General features: G+C 72.4%; 17 protein-coding genes, 1 tRNA gene and 3 pseudogenes. 7 read left to right on the top strand and 14 right to left on the bottom strand.

Going from position 1 to position 22,376, the window contains the following annotated elements; all coding sequences use genetic code 11:
- The first annotated feature begins 33 nt into the window (after nucleotides 1–33).
- Nucleotides 34–1,401 (top strand): DNA polymerase IV, encoded by a 1,368-nt coding sequence (locus tag AC38ZX_RS09030; RefSeq protein WP_426595480.1) that lies wholly within the window; start codon nucleotides 34–36, stop codon nucleotides 1,399–1,401.
- A complete protein-coding gene (locus tag AC38ZX_RS09025) occupies nucleotides 1,385–1,717 on the top strand; it encodes a cupin domain-containing protein (RefSeq protein ID WP_491297026.1) in 333 nt (110 codons plus the stop codon). Before AC38ZX_RS09030 ends, AC38ZX_RS09025 begins: the two co-directional genes overlap by 17 nt.
- A 30-nt stretch (nucleotides 1,718–1,747) precedes the next feature.
- On the opposite strand, the gene AC38ZX_RS09020 is transcribed toward AC38ZX_RS09025, so the two are convergent.
- Together AC38ZX_RS09020 and AC38ZX_RS09015 are read right to left on the bottom strand one after the other, a co-directional pair.
- Entirely contained in the window at nucleotides 1,748–2,023 is a 276-nt protein-coding gene (locus AC38ZX_RS09020) for a hypothetical protein (RefSeq protein ID WP_426595476.1), read from the bottom strand.
- An 8-nt stretch (nucleotides 2,024–2,031) separates the two neighbouring features.
- Complete coding sequence (locus tag AC38ZX_RS09015) at nucleotides 2,032–2,397, bottom strand: ChaB family protein (RefSeq protein WP_491297025.1); 366 nt, start codon at nucleotides 2,395–2,397, stop codon at nucleotides 2,032–2,034.
- Between the two features lie 210 nt (nucleotides 2,398–2,607).
- Between AC38ZX_RS09015 and AC38ZX_RS09010 the strand changes: the two genes are divergently transcribed.
- Nucleotides 2,608–3,222, top strand: coding sequence for a dihydrofolate reductase family protein (locus AC38ZX_RS09010; protein ID WP_491297024.1), 615 nt, complete (start codon nucleotides 2,608–2,610; stop codon nucleotides 3,220–3,222).
- 87 nt (nucleotides 3,223–3,309) lie between these two features.
- Here the strand turns inward: AC38ZX_RS09010 and AC38ZX_RS09005 are convergent.
- A tRNA-Leu gene (locus AC38ZX_RS09005) sits at nucleotides 3,310–3,392 on the bottom strand.
- Nucleotides 3,393–3,693: 301 nt separating this feature from the next.
- On the opposite strand from AC38ZX_RS09005, the gene AC38ZX_RS09000 reads away from it, so the two are divergent.
- The gene (locus AC38ZX_RS09000) at nucleotides 3,694–4,758 is read left to right on the top strand and encodes an AI-2E family transporter (protein ID WP_491297023.1); all 1,065 of its coding nucleotides are present in this window, start codon (nucleotides 3,694–3,696) and stop codon (nucleotides 4,756–4,758) included.
- Between the two features lie 6 nt (nucleotides 4,759–4,764).
- On the opposite strand, the gene AC38ZX_RS08995 is transcribed toward AC38ZX_RS09000, so the two are convergent.
- From AC38ZX_RS08995 to imuA', 3 genes are read right to left on the bottom strand one after another with little or no spacing between them, the layout of a single operon-like run.
- On the bottom strand, nucleotides 4,765–8,418 hold the full coding sequence (locus AC38ZX_RS08995; protein ID WP_491297022.1) for a PHP domain-containing protein: 3,654 nt from the start codon (nucleotides 8,416–8,418) through the stop codon (nucleotides 4,765–4,767).
- Nucleotides 8,411–10,288 (bottom strand): DNA polymerase Y family protein, encoded by a 1,878-nt coding sequence (locus AC38ZX_RS08990; RefSeq protein ID WP_491297021.1) that lies wholly within the window; start codon nucleotides 10,286–10,288, stop codon nucleotides 8,411–8,413. The genes AC38ZX_RS08995 and AC38ZX_RS08990 overlap by 8 nt, the downstream gene beginning before the upstream one ends.
- Nucleotides 10,285–11,079 carry a DnaE2-dependent mutagenesis accessory factor ImuA' gene (gene imuA' / locus AC38ZX_RS08985; RefSeq protein ID WP_491297020.1) on the bottom strand — a complete coding sequence of 265 codons (795 nt, stop codon included), beginning with the start codon at nucleotides 11,077–11,079 and terminating at the stop codon, nucleotides 10,285–10,287. The genes AC38ZX_RS08990 and imuA' overlap by 4 nt, the downstream gene beginning before the upstream one ends.
- Before the next feature lie 197 nt (nucleotides 11,080–11,276).
- Here imuA' and AC38ZX_RS08980 point away from each other — a divergent pair, with 197 nt between their 5' ends.
- The 3 genes from AC38ZX_RS08980 to AC38ZX_RS08970 are packed head-to-tail and all read left to right on the top strand — an operon-like array spanning nucleotide 11,277 to nucleotide 13,055.
- On the top strand, nucleotides 11,277–11,942 hold the full coding sequence (locus AC38ZX_RS08980) for a Pr6Pr family membrane protein (RefSeq protein WP_491297019.1): 666 nt from the start codon (nucleotides 11,277–11,279) through the stop codon (nucleotides 11,940–11,942).
- 7 nt (nucleotides 11,943–11,949) lie between these two features.
- Nucleotides 11,950–12,492 (top strand): YbhB/YbcL family Raf kinase inhibitor-like protein, encoded by a 543-nt coding sequence (locus tag AC38ZX_RS08975; RefSeq protein ID WP_491297017.1) that lies wholly within the window; start codon nucleotides 11,950–11,952, stop codon nucleotides 12,490–12,492.
- Entirely contained in the window at nucleotides 12,489–13,055 is a 567-nt protein-coding gene (locus tag AC38ZX_RS08970; protein WP_491297016.1) for a YbaK/EbsC family protein, read from the top strand. Before AC38ZX_RS08975 ends, AC38ZX_RS08970 begins: the two co-directional genes overlap by 4 nt.
- Here the strand turns inward: AC38ZX_RS08970 and AC38ZX_RS08965 are convergent.
- The 8 genes and pseudogenes from AC38ZX_RS08965 to AC38ZX_RS08930 form a co-directional block, all read right to left on the bottom strand.
- Nucleotides 13,030–14,115, bottom strand: a complete 1,086-nt coding sequence (locus AC38ZX_RS08965) for a class I SAM-dependent methyltransferase (RefSeq protein WP_491297015.1) — start codon at nucleotides 14,113–14,115, stop codon at nucleotides 13,030–13,032. The genes AC38ZX_RS08970 and AC38ZX_RS08965 overlap by 26 nt on opposite strands.
- Nucleotides 14,116–14,127: 12 nt before the next feature.
- Nucleotides 14,128–14,955 (bottom strand): TrmH family RNA methyltransferase, encoded by an 828-nt coding sequence (locus AC38ZX_RS08960; protein WP_426595459.1) that lies wholly within the window; start codon nucleotides 14,953–14,955, stop codon nucleotides 14,128–14,130.
- A 4-nt stretch (nucleotides 14,956–14,959) separates the two neighbouring features.
- A pseudogene (locus AC38ZX_RS08955) lies at nucleotides 14,960–16,042 on the bottom strand (MFS transporter); the annotation flags it as partial.
- 176 nt (nucleotides 16,043–16,218) lie between these two features.
- Nucleotides 16,219–18,199, bottom strand: a pseudogene (locus AC38ZX_RS08950) (ABC transporter ATP-binding protein).
- The gene (locus AC38ZX_RS08945; protein ID WP_426595456.1) at nucleotides 18,196–19,932 is read right to left on the bottom strand and encodes an ABC transporter ATP-binding protein; all 1,737 of its coding nucleotides are present in this window, start codon (nucleotides 19,930–19,932) and stop codon (nucleotides 18,196–18,198) included. The pseudogene AC38ZX_RS08950 and the gene AC38ZX_RS08945 overlap by 4 nt, the downstream one beginning before the upstream one ends.
- Nucleotides 19,932–20,606, bottom strand: a complete 675-nt coding sequence (locus AC38ZX_RS08940) for a TetR/AcrR family transcriptional regulator (protein WP_491297014.1) — start codon at nucleotides 20,604–20,606, stop codon at nucleotides 19,932–19,934. Before AC38ZX_RS08940 ends, AC38ZX_RS08945 begins: the two co-directional genes overlap by 1 nt.
- Before the next feature lie 111 nt (nucleotides 20,607–20,717).
- Nucleotides 20,718–21,856 (bottom strand): annotated as a pseudogene (locus tag AC38ZX_RS08935) (SPFH domain-containing protein).
- Between the two features lie 63 nt (nucleotides 21,857–21,919).
- Nucleotides 21,920–22,348: an NfeD family protein gene (locus AC38ZX_RS08930; RefSeq protein ID WP_491297345.1), complete on the bottom strand. Its 429-nt coding sequence runs from the start codon at nucleotides 22,346–22,348 to the stop codon at nucleotides 21,920–21,922.
- Between the last annotated feature and the right edge of the window lie 28 nt (nucleotides 22,349–22,376).

The following is a 22,376-nucleotide window of genomic DNA, read 5'->3' as shown; positions in this document are numbered from 1 at the left end:
GTCGCGCGCTCGCCGTCGCGGCAGAGTAGGGCCGTGGCCGACCCCTTGCGCACCCCCCGTGCGACCGTGCTGCACGCCGACGCGGACTCGTTCTTCGCCGCCGTCGAGCAGCGCGACAAGCCGTCGCTGCGCGGCAAGCCCGTGCTGGTCGGCGGCACCGGCCCGCGCGGCGTCGTGTCGACCGCGTCCTACGAGGCACGCCAGGCCGGGGCACGGTCGGCGATGCCCATGAGCCGGGCCCGGCGGCTCGCGCCTGCGGCGGCCGTGCTGTTCCCGCGGTTCGAGGCCTACAGCGCGTACTCGCGGGCGATCATGGCCGAGCTGGCCACCCTGTCGCCGCTCGTCGAGCAGCTGAGCATCGACGAGGCGTTCGTGGACCTGGAGGCGGGTCCGTTCGCGGACGACCCCGCGAGCGCCGCGACCGCCGTCCGGGCGCGGATCCGGGCGCTGACCGGTCTCGCGGTGTCGGTCGGCATCGGCCGTACCAAGCTCGTCGCCAAGCTCGCGTCGGACGCCGCGAAGCCGGACGGGCTGCTGCTGGTCGAGCCGGCCGACGAGGACGACTTCCTGCTCCCCCTGCCCGTGCGCGCGGTGCCGGGCATCGGGCCCGCCACCGCGGCGGCGCTCGAGCGGCTCGACGCACGGACCGTCGCGGACCTGCGGCGCCAGCCGCTGGACGTGCTGACCATGACCGTCGGTGAGTCGTCGGGCGCGAACCTCTACCGCCTCGCGCGCGGGATCGACCCACGCCCGGTGGCCCCGGGGGCCGAACGCAAGTCCGTGGGCGCCGAACGGACGTTCGCCGCCGACATCTTCGGCCGGGAGGTCATCGGCGCGGCGATCGACGCCGTCACGGACGAGGCCCTGCGTCGGCTCACCGCGCACGGCGGGGGCGCGCGGACCGTCGTCGCCAAGGTGCGGTTCGCGGACTTCACCACGCTCACACGCTCGGTCACGCTGGCGCAGCCGTCCGCCGAACCGGCCGAGCTGCGCGCCGCCGCCCACCAGGCCGCCCTCGCCGCCGGCCTGACCGACTCGGTGCGTCTGCTCGGGGTCTCGTTCCACAACCTGTCGGCGCACGCGCAGCTGACCCTGCCCTGGGACGCCGACGACGAGCACGACGTCGAACCGGACCCGCTCGACCTCCCGGCGCAGGACCCGACCCAGGCACGCCCACTGACCGCGGAGAACGCCCGACCGGGCCTCGACATCGAGCACGCCACCCTGGGCCGCGGGTGGGTCGTGCACGTGCGCGGCCGCGAGGCGACCGTCCGGTTCGAGTCCGTCGACACCCCACCGGCACGCTCCCAGGTGCTCGATCTGGACGCGGACCCGCTCCTGCTCGTCCCGCCGCTCGTCTCGCTGTCGCCCGTAGGCTCGGGCGATGACGACCGTGCGTAACATCCAGGACGCGCTCGACTCGATCACGGAGCCGTGGCAGCCCCACCGGCTGGCGTCGGTGAACGACTACGACGTCAAGGTGGTCAAGCTCGACGGCGAGTTCGTCTGGCACAGCCACCCGGACACCGACGAGCTCTTCCTGGTCCTGTCCGGGCGGCTGACCCTCCAGCTGCGCGACGGTGACGTCGAAGCTCGGGCCGCAGGACGTCTACGTGGTCCCCCGGGGCGTCGAGCACTGCCCGAGGGCCGACGGCGTGGTGTGCGCCCTGCTCGTCGAACCCGCCGGGACGGTCAACACGGGCGACGTCGACGGTGAGCGCACCGCCGTCCTGCGCGAGCTCGCGGACTAGCGTCCGTCGAGCCTGATCGTCCAGGCCTCCACCGACTCGACCACCAGGTGGGAGCCGCTCCACGGGTCGTCGGCGAGCGTCGCGCGCACGGCGTCGGCGGACGGCGCCTCGATCACCTCGACCACACGGACCTCGTCGGACAGCGGGCCACCGAGCACGACCACACCCCCGGCCACGAGCCCGTCCATGAACTCGGCGTGCTCTGGGAAGCCCGACTGGTCCTCCAGCGGGAGCCCCGCCTGCCACAGCGGACCGGAACGGCGCAGCGTCACGAGGAACATCACTGTGCCCGGCGGCTTCGTCGCTGGTTCTCCTTGTCGATCGCGTCGACCAGCTGGCTCTTGTCCATCGTCGACCGACCCTCGATGTCCAGCTCCTTGGCCAGGTCGTACAGGTGCGCCTTGGACGCGTTCGCGTCCACGCCGCCCGCGCTCGGTGCCGTCGAGCCGTAGCCCTCCTGCGCGCGCCTGTCGCTCGGACCGCTGCGCTCCTTGGGTCGCCAGCTGTCGCCGACCTTCTCGTGGGTGTGCTTGAGCGCTGCGAAGGCGACCCGGTGGGCGGCCTCCTCGTCACCGTCGTACTGCTCGATCGCCGCGTCGTACGCGTGCGCGTAGGTGCGCTGCGCCTGCCCGTCGGAACGCTGCAACGTGGCCGGGAGCGCTCTGCTTGGCGGCCCCCGAGCGTGCGGTCTTGGGCATGTCGCCTCCTCGGGATCCCAGCCATCGTCACGCCGCCCGTCGCGAACCGCGAGCGCACGATCTCGTTCGCGTCCCCGGTCGCCGCCAGGCCGCCACCCCGTGGGACGACAGCCCGGATACCGTGGGGCCGACCACCGCACCCACCTCGGAGGACCCCGATGGCGACGATCGTCTCCACCTTGTTCATCTCGCTCGACGGCGTCGTCGAGATCGACCCCGCGTGGCACTTCCCGTACTTCGACGCGAATATGGGCGCCGCGGTGGGCGAGGACTACGAGGACGTCGACGTCCTGCTGCTCGGGCGCGTGACGTACGACAGCTTCGCCGGCGCCTGGCCCGACCGCGAGACCGCCGGAGGCGAGGATGCACCGCTCGCGGTGACCCTGGGCGACGTGCGCAAGGTCGTCGCGACCCGCGGCTCGCAGGAGCTCGGCTGGCGCAACGCCGAACGCGTCGAGGGCGACCTCGTCGAGGCGGTGACCGAGCTGAAGAAGGCGCCCGGCAAGATCCTGGTCCCCGGATCGATCTCCGTGGTCCGCCAGCTGCTCGCCGTCGGGCTCCTCGACGAGCTGCGCCTCCTGGTCCACCCGGTCGCGGCCCGGCACGGCGAGCGCCTGTTCGACGAGGGCGAGCCGGTCTACCCGCTGACGCTCCTGCGCTCGGACGTGTTCCCCACCGGCGTCGTGCGCCTCATCTACGCGCCGGCCGGGGCCCTGGCCGCGCGCGCCTACGAGGACGTGACCGACCAGGTGCCGACCGGGACGAGGGACTGAGGCGCTTCGCCGCAGCTGCACGGGACGAAGAAGGCCCCGACCCGCATCTCTGCTGGTCAGGGCCTTGTTCGTCGCTGTCTCAACGAGTGTCCGGAGGGGGACTTGAACCCCCACGCCCGTTAGGGCACTAGCACCTCAAGCTAGCGCGTCTGCCATTCCGCCACCCGGACAGGTGGACCGTGAGACACCCGGAGGCGCCCTCAGGTGCGGCAGAAAAGATAGCACGGCGCGGCTGGCAGGCACGCATCGGCCTCCCGGTGCAGACTGTGCGCGAGACAGGGACAGGGGTGCCGAGGATGCAAGGAGCCTGATGACGGACGCGAGCCAGACGCCGGGACGTGGACCGGGGCCGGCCGCGCGCAAGGTGGCCGGTGCGCGTCGCAACCCGGCCGTCTACGGCGTGGAGCACACAGCCCGCGCTGGCTGCGCAACTCCGCGGGTGTCTCCTGGCGGCTGCTGATCGTGATCCTGATGGTGGGACTCATCTTCTTCGTCGTCGGCAAGGTGATGCTCCTCTTCATCGCCCTGTTCATCGCCTTCGTGTTCACCGCGGTGCTCCGTCCGATCGTCGACTTCCTCAGTCGATTCCTGCCACGCGGGCTGTCGACGGCGTTGGCGATCTTCGGCGGGTTCTTCCTCTTCATCGGTCTGATCGCGTATGTGGCCTACTCGATCGCCAACCAGTGGACCGACCTGACCAAGCAGTTCGGCGACGGCCTGAAGCAGATCACCGACTATCTCGAGAGCGGCAGCTTGCCGTTCACCATCACGAACGACCAGATAGCGACGTGGATCAGCAACGGGCAGAAATGGGTCCAGGACCACGCCGGGGACCTCGCCAGTCAGGCCGCGGCCGGCGCGGGCTCCGTGGTCGAGATCTTCACGGCCATCGCTCTGGCGATCTTCTGCACCGTGTTCTTCCTCTCGCGCGGCCGCGACATGTGGACGTGGTTCCTCAACCAGCTGCCATCCCGTGTCCGGGGCACCTGGCAGATGGCGGCCGGCGCCGGCTGGTACACGTTCTCCGGGTACACGCGCGGCACGGTGCTCATCGCGCTCACCGACAGCGTGCTCGCGTTCATCCTGCTGCTCGCCCTGGGCGTGCCGCTCGCAGCGCCGCTGGCGGTGCTGGTCCTGGTCGGCGCGTTCATCCCGCTCGTCGGTGCCCCTGCGGCCATGATCGTCGCCATGGTCGTCGCGCTGGCGGCCAACGGGCTGCTCAATGCCGCTCTGGTCGGCGTCGGCATCGCCCTGATCGGACAGCTCGAGGGGCACATCTTCCAGCCGTTCATCATGGGTCGACAGGTGCGGCTGCACCCGGTGGTCATCGCCCTGTCCGTGACGGCGGGGACCTTGACCTTCGGCATCCTGGGCGCCGTGATCGCCGTGCCGCTCGTGGCGGTCTGCTGGGCGGTCTTCTCGCGATTGCGGACGCTCGATCCTCCGATGGATACCGAGACCCCTGCCGACGACGGCGACGGCCCGGTGGACGAGGTCGAGCAGATCGAGGACGACGAGCCGGTGCACGAGGTCTGACCGGCCTCAGTGGAAGTCGCGGGAGGTCGTCCGGACCCGCAGCGACATGGGCACCAGGTGCTCGGCCACCAGGTTGGTCGCTCCGTCGGAACGTTCCAGCCGTCCCCGGACCACCAGCGCGCGGGATGTGCGGGCCACCTTGCGGAACCGTTGCCACAGGCCTGCCGAGCAGATGATGTTGAGCAGCCCGGTCTCGTCCTCCAGCGACAGGAACGTGATGCCTCCGGCCGTGCCCGGGCGCTGCCGGTGCGTGACGACACCGGCGACGGCCACCCGGCGGCCGAGCTCGTGGGTGTACGCCTCCTGCACGCGGATGACCCCGGCGGCGTCCAGCCCCTCGCGCACGAACTGCGTGGGATAGGAGTCGACGGACACGCCCGTCGCCCAGACGTCCGCCGTGGCGATCTCGACGTCGCTCAGCCCCGGCAGCATCGGCGCGCTCACCCCGACCGAGACCCCCGGCAGCGTGTCCGGCCCCTCCTGAGCCAGCGCGCCCGCCGCCCACAGGGCCTCGCGGCGCGTGACGTCCAGGCTGTCGAGCGCACCCGACGTGGCCAGGGCCTCGAGCTGCGCGGTGGACAGCTGGACGCGACGGACCAGCTGGCGCAGGTCGGCGAACGGGCCGTGCGCGCGGCGTTCGTCGACGATCCGCTGCGCCACGTCCTCTCCCACGGACCGGACCGAGGCCAGGCCGAGCCGGACGGCCAGCGACCGCGGCCGGTCCGACCCGGCGCCGGTGCGCACACCCGGTGCGGTGACCGGCCCGGTGCCGCTGGGGGTCGGGACCAGCCGCGGCTCCCCGTCGGGCGGTGTCGGGCCCAGACGTTCGACGCACGCCTGCACGTCCGAGACCTGGATGTCCGGTCGGAGCACCTCGAGGCCGTGCCGACGGGCGTCCGCGGCGAGCGACTGCGGCGAGTAGAACCCCATCGGCTGCGCCGCCAGCAACCCCGCATAGAACGCAGCCGGGTGGTAGACCTTCAGCCACGCGCTGGCGTAGACGAGGAACGCGAACGAGTACGCGTGCGACTCCGGGAACCCGAAGTCGGCGAACGCCCGGAGCTTCTCGAAGATCTCCTCGCCCGTCTCCTCGTCGATCCCGTGCCCGGCCATCCCGTCGAGGAGCCGCCCCTTGAGCGCCTCCATCCGTTCGGTCGACCGCTTGGACCCCATCGCGCGCCGCAGCTGGTCCGCCTCGGCCGGCGTGAAGTCCGCCACGTCGATGGCCATCTGCATGAGCTGCTCCTGGAACAGCGGGACACCCTTGGTCTTGGCCAGCGACTTCTCGAGCAGCGGGTGCAGGTAGGTGACCGGCTGCCGACCGTGCGCGCGCTCGATGTACGGGTGCACCGAGCCGCCCTGGATCGGGCCGGGGCGGATGAGCGCGACCTCGATGACGATGTCGTAGAACGTACGCGGCTGCAGGCGGGGCAGCGTGCCCATCTGCGCCCGCGACTCCACCTGGAACACCCCGACCGTGTCCGCCGCGCTGAGCAGGTCGTACACCCGTGGGTCCTCCGCGGGCAGCCCGTGCAGGTCGAGCACCTCGCCCTCGTGCTCCGTGACGGACGTGAACCCGATGCGCAACGCGGTGAGCATGCCGAGCCCGAGCAGGTCGAACTTCACCAGCCCGGCGTCCGCGCAGTCCTCCTTGTCCCACTGCAGCACCGTGCGGCCCGGCATCCGCGCCCACTCCACCGGGCACACCTCGATCACCGGCCGGTCGCACATCACCATGCCGCCGGAGTGGATGCCCAGGTGCCGGGGAAGGCGAAGGAACCGGTCCGCCAGGTCGATGACCTGCTCGGGGATCTCGTCCAGGTCGCTCGCCGACGGAGGAAGCACCGTCGGGACGACGTCATGCCCGTCCGCGGTGGCCAGGCCAGGCGTGTCGTGCCCCTTCGCGGCGCGCGCGAGCAGAGCGCCGCCCTGGCCGGGCGCGCCACCGACGCCCCGTGCACCCGCAGGCGGTGCGCGCAGCACCGCGGGCGGCTCCCACGTGTTGCCCCACATCGCCGCTCGCGTCCGGGTGCGCTCCTCGCGCTGCGTGACCACGCTCGTGGGCTGCTCGGGCACCGGACCGACGTGTCCGACGTGAGGCCGCCGGCGCGTGCTCGACGGGCGCTCCGGCTCGGCGGGCAACGCGGGCGCCGCCGGGTGCAGGCTCCCCCAGCGCTCGATCGACGACGCCCACGCGTCCTGCTGCCCCGCGTCGTACCCGAGCGCGCGCGCGGCGTCCCGCACCGCCGACCGCGGCCGGTACGAGATGACGTTGGCCACCTGCGCCGCGTGCGACCGGCCGTGCTTCTCGTACACGTACTGGATGACCTCCTCGCGGCGCGCCGACTCGATGTCGACGTCGATGTCCGGCGGTCCGTCGCGCTCCGGGGCGAGGAACCGCTCGAAGAGCAACCCGTGCCGCACGGCGTCGACCGCGGTGACCCGCAGCGCGTAGCAGACCGCCGAGTTGGCCGCGGAGCCGCGACCCTGCGCCATGATCCCGTTGCGACGGCAGAAGTCGACCAGGTCGTAGACGACCAGGAAGTAGCCCGGGAACCCGAGGTCCTCGATCACCCGCAGCTCGTGCGCCAGCTGTGCGTAGGCACCGGGCACGCGCTCCTTCTCCGGCGGCCCGTACAGCTCCATGGCGCCTTGTTGTACAAGCGTGCGCAACCAGGTCGCCTCGGTGTGTCCGGGGGGCACCGGATAGGGCGGCAGGTTCGGCGCGACGAGGGACAGGTCGAACGCGCACTCGTCCGCCAGGGCCGCCGCCGTGCCGACGGCCGACGGGTGCCGACGATGCAGCGCGAGCATCTCGGCGGCAGACCGCAGGTGCGCGCTCGGCCCGCCTGGCAGCCAGCCGTCGAGGTCCTCCAGCGAGGACCGCGCGCGGACGGCGGCGAGCGCGGCGGCGAGGTCCGCGTCGCGCGGGGTGGCGTAGTGGACGTTCCCGGTGGCCACGAGCGGGAGACCGGCCTCGGCCGCGAGGAGCGCCAGGGCGTCCGCGCGCTCGGCGTCGTACGGGTCCCCCGCCGCCGTCGTCTCGACCGCCACGTTGTCCCGGCCGAACAGGGCGACGAGCCGGTCCAGCTCCCTGCGTGCGGCCTGGACGCCCGAGGCGCCGACCCCGGCGACCCCCGACGGGTCGCCGCCTGCGAGCGCCCGCCGGACCGACCCCTTCCGGCAGCCCGTGAGCACCAGCCACTGCCCGGCGGCCGTCGCGGCGAGTTCCTCCAGGCGGTAGTCGGCAGCGCCCTTCTTCCCGGTCCGCAGGTGTGCCTCCGCGATCGCGCGGGACAGCGCGCGGTACCCGTCGGCACCGCGCGCGAGGACCAGCAGGTGCGACGCGCGGGGGTCCGGGACGCCCGTCGGCAGGTCGAGCACGGGCGGCCCGGGGGTCACCCGTGTCTCCCTCGGGTGACGACGGCCATCCGGGGCCGGCAGGTGCAGCTCCGCACCGAAAACCGTGGGCAGGCCGACCGCGCGAGCGGCCTGGGAGAACCGGACCACGCCGTACAGCCCGTCGTGGTCGGTGACCGCGAGCGCCCGCAGCCCGAGCCGGGACGCCTCCGCGGCGAGTTCCTCTGGCTGGCTCGCACCGTCCAGGAAGCTGAACGCCGTGTGCGCGTGGAGCTCGGCGTATCGCAGACCCTCAGTCATAGGTCGCCTCGCACGTCCATCCGGTCGTCGTGCAGGCGAGCAGCACCGCGCGACCGTCCTCGAACGTCACCTGCACGTGCGCCCGCAGTCCGGGGCGGTCGTCGGTCCACCACCGCTCGCTCAGCAGCCACGGGCCGGCCCACCCGACGACGGAGCGCACGTCGTCGCCGGACCGCACGTCCTCGCCGAACACTGCGTCATCGCCGAACAGCGCGTCACCGCCGAACAGCGCGTCACCGAAGCGCCTGCCTGCGGAGCGCCCGTCCCGGCGCACGCTCGACCACTCACCCGGTCGCCGACCCGGCGCACGCGGTGCCGCGACGTCGTCCTGGCGGGGCAGCCACCGCACCCACGCCGGCTCTCCCGTCATCCCCGCGCGCACGTCGAGCAGCACCGGCACCCCGGCGACGTCCCGCACCTCGACGCGCTCGGGCGGGTCCAGGACCGTGGCCGGTGCGGGGTCGGGCAGCCGTCCGGGCCAGGGGCGGTCCACCGGACGTGCGGGCTCGGTCTGCTCACCCCACGGCCGCAGGTGCACCTGGTCGCGGACGTCCCGACCGCCCTGCAGCGTCGCGACGAGGATCCCCGACCCGCCGACGATCCCCTGCACCCGGTCCAGGGCCCGGTGCGCACGCAGGTCACCGCCCGACGGTCCGCCCCAGAGTCGCCCCTGCTCGGCCCCCGCCGGCGCGACGTCCAGGGCGCTGACGGCGAGGTGCACGAGCGTGACAGGACGGGAGTCGTCGGGCCACGGGTCCACCGGCAGGTCGTCGTGCGCCCAGGGGTCCTTGCCGGACGCGACCGACGCCCGAGCGGCCGCCGACCGCGCGCGGCCGGCCGGGTCGTCCAGGGAACGGCTGCGAGCGGTCTGGACGGCGGTGGCGGCCAGCCAGCCCTCCAGCTGCCAACGGATCCGGTCCGTGATGCGCGCGGGAGTCAGACCGCCCCAGCCGCCGAGGTCGGTGCGCCAGGTGCGGACGAGGTCCTCGCCCTCGTCGGTGCGGGCGGAGATCTGCAGGCGGCCGCACGTCACGGAGTGCTGGACCAGCAGCTCGTGCAGCTCCTCGGCCAGCCGTCGACCGGCGAAGGTGGCCGAGTCGACCCGGTCGAGCGGCGGGTCCAGCTCGGTGGACACCTCGAGGTCCGCCTCGGGCCGGCGCCGTGCCGGGGGCCGCTCGTCGTCCCCCCGCGCCAGCAGCTGCGCCCAGGCACCCAGGCGACCGAACCGGGCGTGCACGTCGGTGGGCGGCAGGGCGGCGAGCTGCCCGAGGGTGCGCAGCCCGAGCCGGTGCAGCAGGTCCACCAGGTCCGTCACCGCGGCCGCCGCCTCGTCGGTGACCGCGGCGTGCACCAGCTCGGTCACGCCGTGCCGTGCGAGGTAGGCCGGCGACTGCCCGGGTGGCACCACCGCGCCCGACCGGGTGGCCAGGACGGCGGCCAGCAGCCCGTCCGCGGTGCCCACCGCGCACTCGTGCCCCGAGCGGGCTGCCACCGCGTCGACCAGCAGCTCCGCGAGCGCCTCCTCGGACCCGTGGTACCGGCTGGCGCCCCCCGCGGGCAGCAGGAGCATCCCCGCGCGCACCACCTCGATGCCCGCCACGACGGTCTCCGCGGCAGCCGCGACCGGCTCGAACATGCGCACGTCGCGGGTGTCGTCGGCGGCCAGCAGGACCAGCTCGGGGCAGATCCCCTGCGCCTGCCTCCGACGCATCCCGCGCCGCACCCCCTCGGCCCGGGCGACGGCGGACACCGCGGTCAGCCGCTGCCCGTCGTGCACCGCAGCCGGCAGGTGCGCCGGCACCTCCTCGGTGACCGCGGCAGCCACCACCGGCCAGTCGGGCACCCACAGCACCGTGGTCCGGGTGCTCATCCGACGAGCCTCAGCCCGGTGGTGGGCTCGCCGGACGGCACGACGACGGCCTCCTGCGCCCCCAGCGGCAGCGTCAGGTCGAGCGACCGCGGCACGGCGGCGCTGCCCCGACCGGTCCGCGCCACCCGGATCTCGTGGGTCCGCAGTCGCCCCTCGCCCGCGTCCACCCCGGTCCACCGACCCCGCTCGACGGTGAGCACCACACCCGCCCCGGGCCAGTCGGCGGTCGACAGCAGCACCGACCCCCGGTCCCGCGCGCGGGAGGACAGGCGCCTGCGGTCGGCGTCGGTGAGCGAGACCTGCGGTCCGACGACCACCACGTCCACCCCGTCCAGCAGCGCCGCGAGCACGGTCGGCGACTCCAGCCCGGGCCGCGGCACCACGGCAAGCCGCTCGAGCGAGACGCCGGCCTGCGCGGCGGCGAGCAGCCCGACGGTCGGCTGGCCGACGACGGCCGCCCACGCCCCACCGGCGCACGCGTGCGCGAGCAGGGCGAGCACGAGCGACGTGGACCCGCTCACCACGGTCGTCGCACCCCGGCGCAGCCCCTCGGGCAGGAGCGGGACCAGCGCGGGCGGCACGGCCATCGGCGGCCGCTCGGTGGTGAGGATCCCCGCGTGCGGGGCGGCGGGCTCGGGTTCCGGCACTGCCGGGACCAACGTCACTACGGGAGCCTCCGGACGCGCGCCGATGGGCAGCACGCTGCGCGCGCCGGTCCGCTCCTCGGCGCGCGCGAGGGCTGCGCGAGCGAGCCGGACCCGGTCGTCCCGGGTCATCGTTCCGGCGGACATCGGCGCACCTCCCTCGTCGCGAGACCTCGTCACGAATCTCGTCGCGACCGTACAAAAAACGGAGCCAGATCGAACAACTGTTCGAAGTATCTCAGTACACGCTGACACCCGCGGCACTGTCAATCCGCCGACGGTGAACCCCGGCGATGTAGGTTGCGCGGGCCGGCAGCGCCGCCGGCGCGGCCAGGAGGGCAGTCATGGGAGTCGTCGTCGGGGTCTACCGCCTCGCACTGGCAGCGATCACGTTCGTCGCACTGTTCTGGACGCCGAGCCACGGCCTGCGCCTCGACCTCGAGGACTACGTCTACTTCACCAACCAGTCGAACCTGCTGCTGGCGGTGGTGATGCTCTGGGGCGGCATCGCAGTCCTGGCGCGCACGACGGAACCCCCGCCGTGGCTGTGGGGTGCGGTGACGCTCTTCCTGCTGATCACCGGACTCGTCTCGTACCTGATCCTCGACCCGGCCCCACCTGGTCAGGAGGTCATCGCCCTCGGCCTCACGCACGACCAGCTGGTGCACCGGTTGACGCCCATCGCCGCGTTCGTGCACTTCCTGCTGATGGTTCCCCACCGGCGGCTGCGCATCCGCAACGCCACCTGGTGGCTCGCCTACCCCGTGGCGTACTGCGCCTTCACCACCGTCCGCGGCGTCGTCAGTCCCGGCAGCCCCTACCCGTACGGGTTCATCGACGTCTCCGAGCTCGGCTACGGCGGCCTGCTGCTGAACGTGCTGCTCTACGGCGTGGGCTTCTGGGTGCTCGGGCTGGCGCTCGTCGGCCTCGACCGGCTCATGCCTGCACGTGCACTGATCGGGCGACGCGAGCCGACGACGACGCGCACGGCGGCGCACGCCGCGACATGATGTCGCCATGGCCGTGAACCTCACCCGTCCCGTCGCCCCGGACCCGTACTCGCTCCTGCCGAAGGTCCCCGACTTCGCGCTGACCAGCGACGACATCACCACCGGCAAGCCGATTCCCGACGTCCACACGAACACCGCCGCCGACCGCAACGTGTCGCCGCAGCTGTCGTGGTCGGGCTTCCCCTCGCAGACGCAGTCGTTCCTCGTGAGCTGCTTCGACCCCGACGCCCCGGGTCCCGCGGGCTGGTGGCACTGGACCCTGGTGGACGTCCCGGCGACCGTCACCACGCTGGAGGCCGGCGCCGGCAACCCGGACGGCTCGGGGCTGCCGCCCGGCGCCTTCCACCTCAGGGGAGACGACGGCGTCGCGGGCTACGTGGGGGCCGCTCCCCCGCCCGGCGACCAGGTGCACCGCTACTTCTTCGTCGTCCACGCCCTCGACGTCCCCTCGCTCGGGCTGGCCGCCGACACCATGCCCGGGGCCGCCAACACGGCCGTCCTGTTCCACACGCTGGCGCGCGCGATCCTCGTCGGGACCTATCGACGATGAGCCTGGGCACGCTCACCTGGACCCGCGCGCTCGACCACCCCGACCTCCTCGCCCCCACCACCCTCGCGACGATCACCGCGTGGGCCGACGACGACCCGTCGGTCGCCGACGCCGTGCTGGTGACCGAGATCGACCCGGACCTGGCCGACACCGCGACCCTGACCGAGTCGTTCGCGCTGCCGCCGGCGGCGTCGGCCAACTGCGTGCTCGTGGCGGGCCGTCGCGAGGGCGAGGAACGCGTCGCAGCCTGTGTGGTGCGCGCGACGACCCGCGCGGACGTCAACAACGCCGTCAAGCGCCTGCTCGACGTCCGCAAGGCGTCGTTCCTGGCGATGGACCGGGCGGTGGAGGAGTCCGGCATGGAGTACGGCGGCATCACGCCGCTCGGGCTGCCCGCCCGCTACCGCGTGCTGGTCGACGCACGCGTCGCCCTCGACGACCCGTCCGCCGGTGCGACCGTCGTCATCGGCAGCGGTGTCCGTCGTTCGAAGATCGCCCTGCCCGGCGCGCTGCTCGCCAGAGCGCCGGGTGTGGAGGTCATCGAGGGTCTGGCTCTGGGCTGATCAGCAGCCGGTAGAACCGCAGCAGGTCGAGCTCGACGGGCAGGACCTCGATCCCGACGAAGCCCGCCGCGCGCGCGTACCGCTCCAGCGTCGACGGCCTCATGACCGTTCCGGTGGCCACGCTGGGCGAGCTGGCGCGACCGTCGGGCAGGCACACGCCGAGCGACCAGCCGTAGAACAGTCGCTCGACCGGACCGGCCGGCGCGACGAACTCCTCGAGGGTTCGCTCGTCGGCCACCATGACATACCCGTCGTCGCGGACCATCGCCCGCGCGGCCGCGAGCACCGCCACCGGGTCCGGCATGTCGTGCACGCACTCGAAGAACGTCACGACGTCGAACGCGCCACCGCTCGACGAGGCGTCGGCCAGCTCGAAGGTGACGTCGACCCCCTCGGACGCGGCGTTGAGACGAGCCGCCTCGATCGACGGTGCGTCGATGTCGATGCCGACGACGGACGCCTCGGGGTACGCCCGCGCGATCGCGATGGACGACCAGCCCATGCCGCACCCGATGTCCGCGAGCCGTCCGCCGCCGCGCAGCAGGGTGTGCAGCGACGGGATGGCCGGCAGCACGTCGTCCACGAGCGGGCCGAGGAAGAACGGTCGGTTGAGCGCGGCCTGGGCGGTCCGTGCGTCGTCGCCCAGGTGCGCCCACGAGACGCCGCCGCCGGTGCGATACGCGTCGAGAAGGTCGTCGACCACGCGGCCGGTGGCAGCCTGCAGCCGTCCAAGGGGTGCGAGGAAGAACTCGGAGTCCGCATCGGTGAGCACCTCGCGAGCGCCGTCGGTGAGCGAGAACCGGCGGTCGGGGTCGACCGTCACGTACCCCGCCACCGCCTGGTGCTCGAGCCACTCGCGCACGTACCGCTCGTCCGTCGAGGTCCGCCCGGCCAGCTCGGCCGAGGTCGAGCCAGGATGTGCGACCAGGGACGCGTACCACCCGAGCTGGTCGCCGGCGTAGACCGCCAGCAGCTCCTGCGCACCCAGCGTCGCCGCGAGCAACCGGTTGGCGACCTCGTCGGGACCCTGCCCGACCGGTTCGAACAGATCCGTCGACATCACCCCATGGTGTCAGGGGACCCGCGTCGCCCAGAAGGCCACCGCCGCCGCGGACGCGACGTTCAGCGAGTCGACGCCGCCCGCCATCGGGATGCGGACCACGAGATCGGAGCCGGCGATGGTCGATGCCTTGAGCCCGTCACCCTCGGCCCCGAGGATCAGCGCGAGCCTCTCGGGCGGGTCGGCCGCCAGCTGGTCGAGCGAGATCGAGTCGTCCGACAGGGCGAGCGACGCCGTGACGAATCCGAGCGAGCGCAACAGGGACAGCCCGTCGGGCCAGGGGTCGATGCGGGTCCACGGGACCTGGAACACGGTCCCCATCGAGACGCGGACCGACCGTCGGTACAAGGGGTCGGCGCAGCGCGGCGTGATGAGCACGGCGTCCAGCCCGAACGCGGCACACGCGCGCATGGCGGCGCCGACGTTGGTGTGGTCCACGATGTCCTCGAGCACGGCGACCCGCCGGGCACCCGCCAGGACCTCCTCGACGGGGGCGAGGGCGGGCCGGTGCATCGCGGCGAGCGCTCCGCGGTGCACGTGGAAGCCCGTGATCGCCTCGAGCAGGGGCTCGTCGGCCACGTAGACCGGGACGACGACGTCGTCGTCCGGCAACGCCGCGAGCATCCGCTCCAGGTCGGGCACCCAGCGGGGGGCGAGCAGGACCGACCGCGGCCGGTGCCCCGCCGCGAGCGCCCGGCCCAGCACGGTCGAGCTCTCCGCGATGTAGAGGCCCTTGGACGGCTCCAGCTTCGAGCGCAGCGCGACGTCGGTCAACGCGACGTAGTCGGTCAGGCGGTCGTCGTCGGGCGTCGTGACGGGCTGCAGGTCCGGGCGAGGCACGCCGTCATCCTCCCAGGACGACCGCGTCGGCCCGGGCCACGACGGCCCGGCGCACCCTGCGGCCGCCCACGGCTGCGGCCGCCGCGCCGACGACGGCGACGACCGGAACGAGGATGAACGCCTGGTGCGTGCCGAACCGGTCGGCGAGGGCGCCGAGCGCGAACGGTGCGACGCCGACCGCCAGGCCCGCCGCCAGCGTCGCGCGACCCTGGGTGGCGTCTGGTCGGGTCGGTGCGGTGGCCAGCAGGAGGGCGACCGACAGCGGGTACTGGGCGCCGTAGCCGAGCCCGGAGACGACGAGCCCGACCATGGCGATCGCGGGCGTGGTCGCGGTCCACAGGATCGCCCAGCCGCCGATCGCGAGGACGAACGCACCGGTGAGCAGCAGCGCCGGCGCGATCCGCAGCGACAGGGGTCCGACGACGAAGCGGATCACCGACATGCCGAACACCAGGCCCGCCGTCGTGGCGGCGGCGATGCCCGCCCCGGCGTCGGTCTGCTCGATGACCAGGCTGGTCGCCCAGTAGGTGGTGGCGAACTCCATGGCGACCGCCGCGACCAGCGTCGCCAGGAAGCACCACGCGGGCAGCGCCGCACGTCCGACCGGGGCGTCCGCGGCCGCGGGTTCGATCACGGCGTGAGCGGGCGTCATCGCCCCGCCGACGGGGATCCGCGCGAGCATCAGGGCCGAGGCCACGGCGAGCACAGCGGTGACGAGTACCGCCGGACGCCAGCCCCAGCCGATCGCGACGCACGCCCCGACGGCGAGGGGGCCGATCAGCCCGATCGACGACCCGACCCCGTTCGCCTCGGTCAGCGCCGCCGACGACGCCCGGCTGTGGCGGATGGCCAGGCCGGGCTGTGTCGCGGTCAGCGCCGCGTTGCCGCCGAGCGCCACGACGAAGACCGCACCGAGGCTCCAGGCGAGGGTCGGCGCCAGCACGAGCGCGACCACCCCGACCGCGATGAGCGCGACGGACGCGACCGCGGCCGTCCGCCGCCCGCGACCACGGACCAGCCGCGGGGTGACGAAGGCGGACAGGATCGCCCCGACGGCCATCGACGACCCGTGCAGGCCGGCCTGGGCGTCGGAGATGTGCAGGTCGTCGGCGAGCAGCGGGACGCTCGGGTTGAAGCTGTACAGCAGCCAGCCCCACACGGCGAACGTGCTGTAGAACGCGACCGTGATCCGGTCCCGCGGGAAGCCGGTGCGCTCGGCGCCGGGCAGGGTTGCCATGGCGCCGAGCGTACGGGTCGGTTGCCTCAGTCGACGGGAGCGACCGCCGCCGCGAACTGGCTCGCGTAGAGGCGCGCGTACGCGCCGTCGACCGCCAGCAGGTCGTCGTGCGACCCCTGCTCGACGATGGCGCCGTCCTCCATCACCAAGATGATGTCCGCGTCGCGGATGGTGGACAGCCGGTGCGCGATGACGAACGAGGTCCGGCCGTGCCGCAGCGCGTTCATCGCCTGCTGGACGAGCACCTCGGTGCGGGTGTCCACCGAGGAGGTGGCCTCGTCGAGGATGAGGATCGCCGGGTCGGCCAGGAACGCGCGGGCGATGGTGAGCAGCTGCTTCTCGCCCGCCGACACGTTCGCGCCCTCGTCGTCGACCACCGTGTCGTAGCCGTCGGGCAGCGTGCGCACGAAGCGGTCGACGTGGGTGGCGATCGCCGCCTCGACGATCTCCTCCTGCGTCGCGTGCTCCACGCCGTACGCGATGTTCTCGGCGAGCGTCCCCGAACAGCCAGGTGTCCTGCAGCACCATGCCCATCTCGGAGCGCAGCGCGTCGCGGGTCATGTCGCGCACGTCCACGCCGTCCAGCGTGATCCGGCCGTCGTCGACCTCGTAGAACCTCATGAGCAGGTTGACCAGCGTGGTCTTGCCGGCACCCGTCGGTCCCACGATCGCGATGGTCTGACCGGGCTCGGCCACCAGGGACAGGTCCCGGATGAGCGGCTTGGCCGGCGAGTAGCTGAACGCGACGTTCTCGAACGCGACGCGACCCTGGATGGGCTCGTCCGGCTGGATCGCGTCGACCGGGTCGGGCTCCTGCTCCTCGGCGTCGAGCAGCTCGAACACCCGCTCGACGGATGCGACGCCCGACTGCAGCAGGTTCGCCATGGAGGCGATCTGCGTGATCGGCTGCGTGAACTGACGGCTGTACTGGATGAACGCCTGCACGCTGCCGAGCGTCAGGGCGCCGGACGCCACCTGCAGGCCGCCGACGACGGCGACGATCACGTAGTTGAGGTTGGACACGAAGCCCAGCGCCGGCTGGATGATCCCGGAGATGAACTGCGCCTTGAAGCTCGACTGGTACAGCATCTCGTTGCGCTCCGCGAAGACCTCGGCGGCCTCCTTCTGCCGCCCGAAGACGGTGACCAGCGAGTGCCCCGTGTACATCTCCTCGATGTGGGCGTTCAGCTGCCCGGTCACCGCCCACTGCTGCATGAACTGCGGGCGCGACCGCTTGGCGATCATCCCCGCGATCCAGATCGACAGCGGCACGGTGACCAGCGCGATCACCGCCAGCAGCGGCGAGATGAAGAACATCATGGCCAGGACGCCGACGACCGTCAGCACCGAGGTGATCAGCTGCGACAAGGTCTGCTGCAGGGTCTGGGAGACGTTGTCGATGTCGTTGGTCACGCGGCTGAGGAAGCTCGCCGCGCGGCTGGCCGTCGTGGTACCTCAGCGGCAGCCGGGACAGCTTCGCCTCGACCCGCTGCCGCATCTGGTAGACCACGCGCTGCACGACGACGGCCGTCATGCGGCCCTGCAGCCACCCGAACAGGAACGAGCCCAGGTAGATCACCAGGACGACCAGCAGGATGTTGCGCAGCTGGGCGAAGTCGATGCCGACGCCGGGCACGGCTCCCGACGACTCGACGATGTTGGCCTGGGACGTCTGCCCGGCGGCGCGCAGGGCGGCGACGGCCTCGGCATTGGTGGCGCCCGCCGGGATGTGCTGCCCGATGACGCCCCGGAAGATCACGTTGGTGGCGTTGCCCAGCAGCTGGGTCCGGTGACCGCCAGCACGACGGACGCCGTGCCCATCGCGACGATGGCCACCATGGGCCAGCGCTCACCCTTCATCTCTCGCAGGAACCGGCCGGCCGAGCCGCGGAAGTTCATCGACTTCTCGCCGGGCATGCCCATGTTCATCATCGGGCCGCCGCCACCGGGACCGCGGCGCTGCGGCGGCATCCGCTGCGCGGGGGCCGGACGCTCGTCGGTGCTCATGCTGCCTCCTCCACGCTCACCTGCGAGTAGACGATCTCCCGGTAGGTCTCCGACGACTCCAGCAGCTCGCTGTGCGTCCCGACCCCGACCACGAGCCCGTCCTCCATGACGACGATGGAGTCGGCGTGCCGGATGGTGGCCACGCGCTGCGCGACGACCAGCACGGTCGCGTCCCGGGTCTCGGGCACGAGCGCCGCCCGCAGCGCCGCGTCCGTGGCGTAGTCGAGCGCGGAGAACGAGTCGTCGAACAGGAACACCGACGGTTTCCTGACGAGCGCACGGGCTATCGCGAGCCGCTGTCGCTGGCCGCCGGACACGTTGGTGCCACCCTGCGAGATCGGGGCGTCGAGACCCTCGGCCAGCGCCTCGACGAACGGGCGGGCCTGCGCGACCTCGAGCGCGTGCCACAGCTCCTCGTCGGACGCGCCCGGCTTGCCGTACTCCAGGTTCGAGCGGACGGTCCCGGCGAACAGGTAGGGCTTCTGCGGGACGAGGCCGATCTGGGTCCACAGCTCGTCCGGGTCGAGGTCGCGCACGTCGACGCCGTCGAGCAGCACGGCGCCCCCGGTCACGTCGAACAGCCGCGGGATCAGGTTGACGAGCGTGCTCTTGCCCGATCCCGTCGAGCCGATGATCGCCGTGGTGCGGCCGGGCTCGGCGAGCAGGTCGACCCCGTGCAGGACCGACCGCTCGGCGCCCGGGTAGCGGAACTCGACGCCGCGCAGCTCGAGCAGACCGGACCGCGTGCCGGGCAGGCTCACGGGGGTGGCCGACGGCATGACGGAGGTGTCGGTCTCGAGCACCTCACCGATGCGCTCGGACGAGACGACGGCCCGGGGGACCATCACGAACATCATCGTGGACATCATGACCGCGATCAGGATGTAGGCGATGTAGGACAGGAACGCGGTCAGCTGACCGATCTGCATCGCGCCGGAGTCGACCCGGTACGCACCGAACCACAGCACGGCCACGCTCGTGATGTTGAGGACGACCATGACCGACGGGAACATCAGCGCCATGAGCTTGCCCACGCGCAACGACGTGCCGTAGAGCTCGGCGTTCGCACCGTCGAACCGCTCGGACTCCCGGCGCTCCCGCACGAAGGCGCGGACCACGCGGACACCGGCGATCTGCTCGCGCAGCACCCGGTTGATCCCGTCGATCCGCTTCTGCATGACACGGAAGTACGGCACCATCCGCGAGATGATCAGGCCGATGATCAGGCCGAGGACCGGCACCGAGACGAGCAGGATCCCGGACAGGACGACGTCCTCGCGCATGGCCATGATCACGCCGCCGACCAGCATGATCGGCGCCATGATCATCATGGTGAAGGTCATCATCGTGACCATCTGCACCTGCTGGACGTCGTTCGTCGTGCGGGTGATGAGCGTCGGGGCCCCGAACTTGGCCACCTCCTGCGCCGAGAACGTCTGCACCTGACCGAACAGCCGCTCCCGGACGTCGCGCCCGAAGGCCATCGCGGTCCGGGACCCGTAGTAGACCGCGATGATCGCGGCGACGATCTGCACGAAGCTGACGGCGAGCATCATGCCCCCGAGGCGCAGGATCTCGGCCGTGTCGCCCTGGACCACGCCGTCGTCGATGATCCTGGCGTTCAGGCTGGGCAGGTAGAGGGTCGCCATCGTCTGGATCAGCTGGAGCAGGACGACCGCGATCACGGCACCCTGGTACGGCTTGAGATGCACCTTGAGCAGCTTGATGAGCATCAGGCGCTCCTCTCGGGGGATGAGGGTGCGTCGGGGCGAGCGACGCCGTGCAGGATGAGATCGACCAGGCGCTCGGCGTCCGGCGGTTCGGGGTCGAGACCGCGACGCCGCGCGTCGGCGGTCCGGATGATGGCGCCGAGCAGGACCGTGACGAGCAGGTCCTCGACCTCGGTGACAGGGAGACGCATCTTGTCGGCGTCGGGCGCCAGGACGGCGTACACCGCCTCGCGGAGCGCGGCATTGCCGGGCTCCTGACGCTTCGACCATGACCGCATGCGCTCGTGGCTGTCTCCGGGCTGCACGTCGTCCATGCGGATGACCTCGTGCAGGACCTGCATCCAGCGCATCGTGTTCTCGACGCGGTCGAGACCGAGCTGCATGAGCACCAGGAGACGATCACGCAGCGGCAGGCTCATGTCCACCGCATTGATCTCCGGGACGCCGGCCGCGGGGTCGACGGCGGCCATCACGGCCTGCCGCACGAGGGTCACCTTGTCCGTGAAGACGCGAAAGAGCGTCCCCTCGGCGACGCCCGCCGCCTCGGCCAGCTCACGGGTGGTGACCGAGGCGCCGCGTTCGAGCAGCACAGGCTGGACGGCGAGCAGGATGGCGGCACGGCGCTCGTCGGGTGGCAGCGGAGCGGCACGTCCTTTCGCCGGAACAACAGTCTGCATGCCGCGACCATAACTGAGTGAGCACTCACTCCGCCACGTGTTCGCTGTCAGCGAACGCTGCACGTCGGCAACGGCGGAGGGGCCGGACCGGTCGGTCCAGCCCCTCGCCTCTCACGCGTCTGCCGGTGGTTCCGGCTCAGGAGCGCGCGGCGGGACCGCTCCCCGACCCGGGCGCTGCCCGAGCTCTACGGCCGGGTTGAACGGCGTCCCGCTGAGCGTGCCCGAGCTCGTGGCGTCCGCGGTGGCGGCGGCCGACTCGCGCCGCGCCTCCGCGAGCGCCACCGCCGGGTCGGTCAGCGTGGTCGGCGGCAGGTCGTCGCCCAGCGGCGACGTGCCGGCAGGTCGCGCGGACTCGTCGACGACCGGACCCCCGAAGCCCTTGGCGAAGGTGCCGAGCGCGTTGGTCAGCTCCGACGGCAGGAACCACATCTTGTTCGACGGGTAGGCGGCGATCTTCGGCAGCGTCTGCAGGTACTGGTAGGCCAGGAGCTTGGGGTCCGCGTCCCCGCGGTGCACGGCGTCGAACACCTGAAGGATCGCGCGTGCTTCACCCTCGGCGTTCAGGATCGCGGCCTGCGCGTTGCCCTCGGCGCGCAGGATCGCCGCCTGCTTCTCACCCTCCGCGGTGAGGATCTGCGACTGCTTGATGCCCTCGGCGGTGAGGATCGTGGCGCGCCGGTCGCGCTCGGCCCGCATCTGCTGCTCCATCGAGCCCTTGATGCTCTCGGGCGGGTCGATCGACTTCGCTCGACGCGGTTGACGCGCACGCCCCACTTGCCGGTGGCCTCGTCGAGCACGCCGCGCAGCTGGCCGTTGATCTGGTCACGGCTGGTCAGCGTCTGCTCGAGGTCCATCGAGCCGACGACGTTGCGGAGCGTGGTGACGGTGAGCTGCTCGATGCCCTGGATGTAGTTGGCGATCTCGTAGACCGCCGACTTGGGCTCGGTGACCTGGAAGTAGATGACGGTGTCGATGCTCACCACGAGGTTGTCGGAGGTGATCACGGGCTGCGGCGGGAACGAGACCACCTGTTCGCGCAGGTCGACGCTCGCGCGCACCCGGTCGACGAAGGGGATCAGCAGGTGCAGGCCGGCGTCGAGCGTCCGCGAGTACCGGCCGAGCCGCTCGACGACCACCGCGGTGGCCTGGGGCACGATCCGCACCGCGCGTACCAGCGCGATGATGACGAACAGCAGGATCAGACCGCCGACGACGTAGGCGGCGATCGTTCCGGTACCCGGGTCGTTCATCGAACCTCCAGAAGCTGCACGCGGGCACGCTGCCCGCGAGTCGTACGTCGGACGAGGTGCTGCTCAGACGAGCGGCGCGACGACAGCTGTGGCGCCGTCGATGCGCGCGACCCGCACCTCTGTGCCGGGCGGGATGGCCTGCGCGGCATCGACGCGCGCGCTCCAGACCTCGCCGTTGAGCTTCACGCGACCACCCTCGAGGGTCACGGTCGAGACGACGACCGCCTCACGCCCGATGAGCGCCGCGGAGTTGGTCTCGACGAGGGGGGTGCGCTCCCGCAGGTGCTTGAGCAGGAACGGGCGCAGCGTCGCCAGCAGCAGCACGGACGTCAGCGCGGCGACGAGGATCTGCACACCGAGCGGGGCACCCAGGGCCCACGCCACGGCGCCGGCCAGGCAGCCGCCGGCGAACATGATGAGCACGAGGTCGAGCGAGAGAATCTCGAGGATGGCAAACACCGTTGCCCCGCCTACCCACCACAGCCAACCCATCGGGCTCACTCTCCTGCATCGGGCAGGC

It is taken from the genome of Cellulomonas sp. McL0606 (assembly GCF_058248365.1).
Note: the sequence above shows the minus strand (reverse complement) of the source record. Positions and strands in the feature narration are given on the sequence as shown.

Excerpts from the sequence above, each read along its gene's own strand:
- AC38ZX_RS08965 (WP_491297015.1), bottom strand. The coding sequence starts at position 14,115 with ATGTCGACGGATCTGTTCGAACCGGTCGGGCAGGGTCCCGACGAGGTC.
- AC38ZX_RS08995 (WP_491297022.1), bottom strand. The coding sequence starts at position 8,418 with ATGACTGAGGGTCTGCGATACGCCGAGCTCCACGCGCACACGGCGTTC.
- AC38ZX_RS09025 (WP_491297026.1), top strand. The coding sequence starts at position 1,385 with ATGACGACCGTGCGTAACATCCAGGACGCGCTCGACTCGATCACGGAG.
- AC38ZX_RS08940 (WP_491297014.1), bottom strand. The coding sequence starts at position 20,606 with ATGCAGACTGTTGTTCCGGCGAAAGGACGTGCCGCTCCGCTGCCACCC.
- AC38ZX_RS08930 (WP_491297345.1), bottom strand. The coding sequence starts at position 22,348 with ATGGGTTGGCTGTGGTGGGTAGGCGGGGCAACGGTGTTTGCCATCCTC.
- AC38ZX_RS09000 (WP_491297023.1), top strand. The coding sequence starts at position 3,694 with ATGGTGGGACTCATCTTCTTCGTCGTCGGCAAGGTGATGCTCCTCTTC.
- AC38ZX_RS08980 (WP_491297019.1), top strand. The coding sequence starts at position 11,277 with ATGGGAGTCGTCGTCGGGGTCTACCGCCTCGCACTGGCAGCGATCACG.
- AC38ZX_RS08990 (WP_491297021.1), bottom strand. The coding sequence starts at position 10,288 with ATGAGCACCCGGACCACGGTGCTGTGGGTGCCCGACTGGCCGGTGGTG.
- AC38ZX_RS08975 (WP_491297017.1), top strand. The coding sequence starts at position 11,950 with ATGGCCGTGAACCTCACCCGTCCCGTCGCCCCGGACCCGTACTCGCTC.
- AC38ZX_RS08945 (WP_426595456.1), bottom strand. The coding sequence starts at position 19,932 with ATGCTCATCAAGCTGCTCAAGGTGCATCTCAAGCCGTACCAGGGTGCC.
- imuA' (WP_491297020.1), bottom strand. The coding sequence starts at position 11,079 with ATGTCCGCCGGAACGATGACCCGGGACGACCGGGTCCGGCTCGCTCGC.
- AC38ZX_RS08970 (WP_491297016.1), top strand. The coding sequence starts at position 12,489 with ATGAGCCTGGGCACGCTCACCTGGACCCGCGCGCTCGACCACCCCGAC.
- AC38ZX_RS09010 (WP_491297024.1), top strand. The coding sequence starts at position 2,608 with ATGGCGACGATCGTCTCCACCTTGTTCATCTCGCTCGACGGCGTCGTC.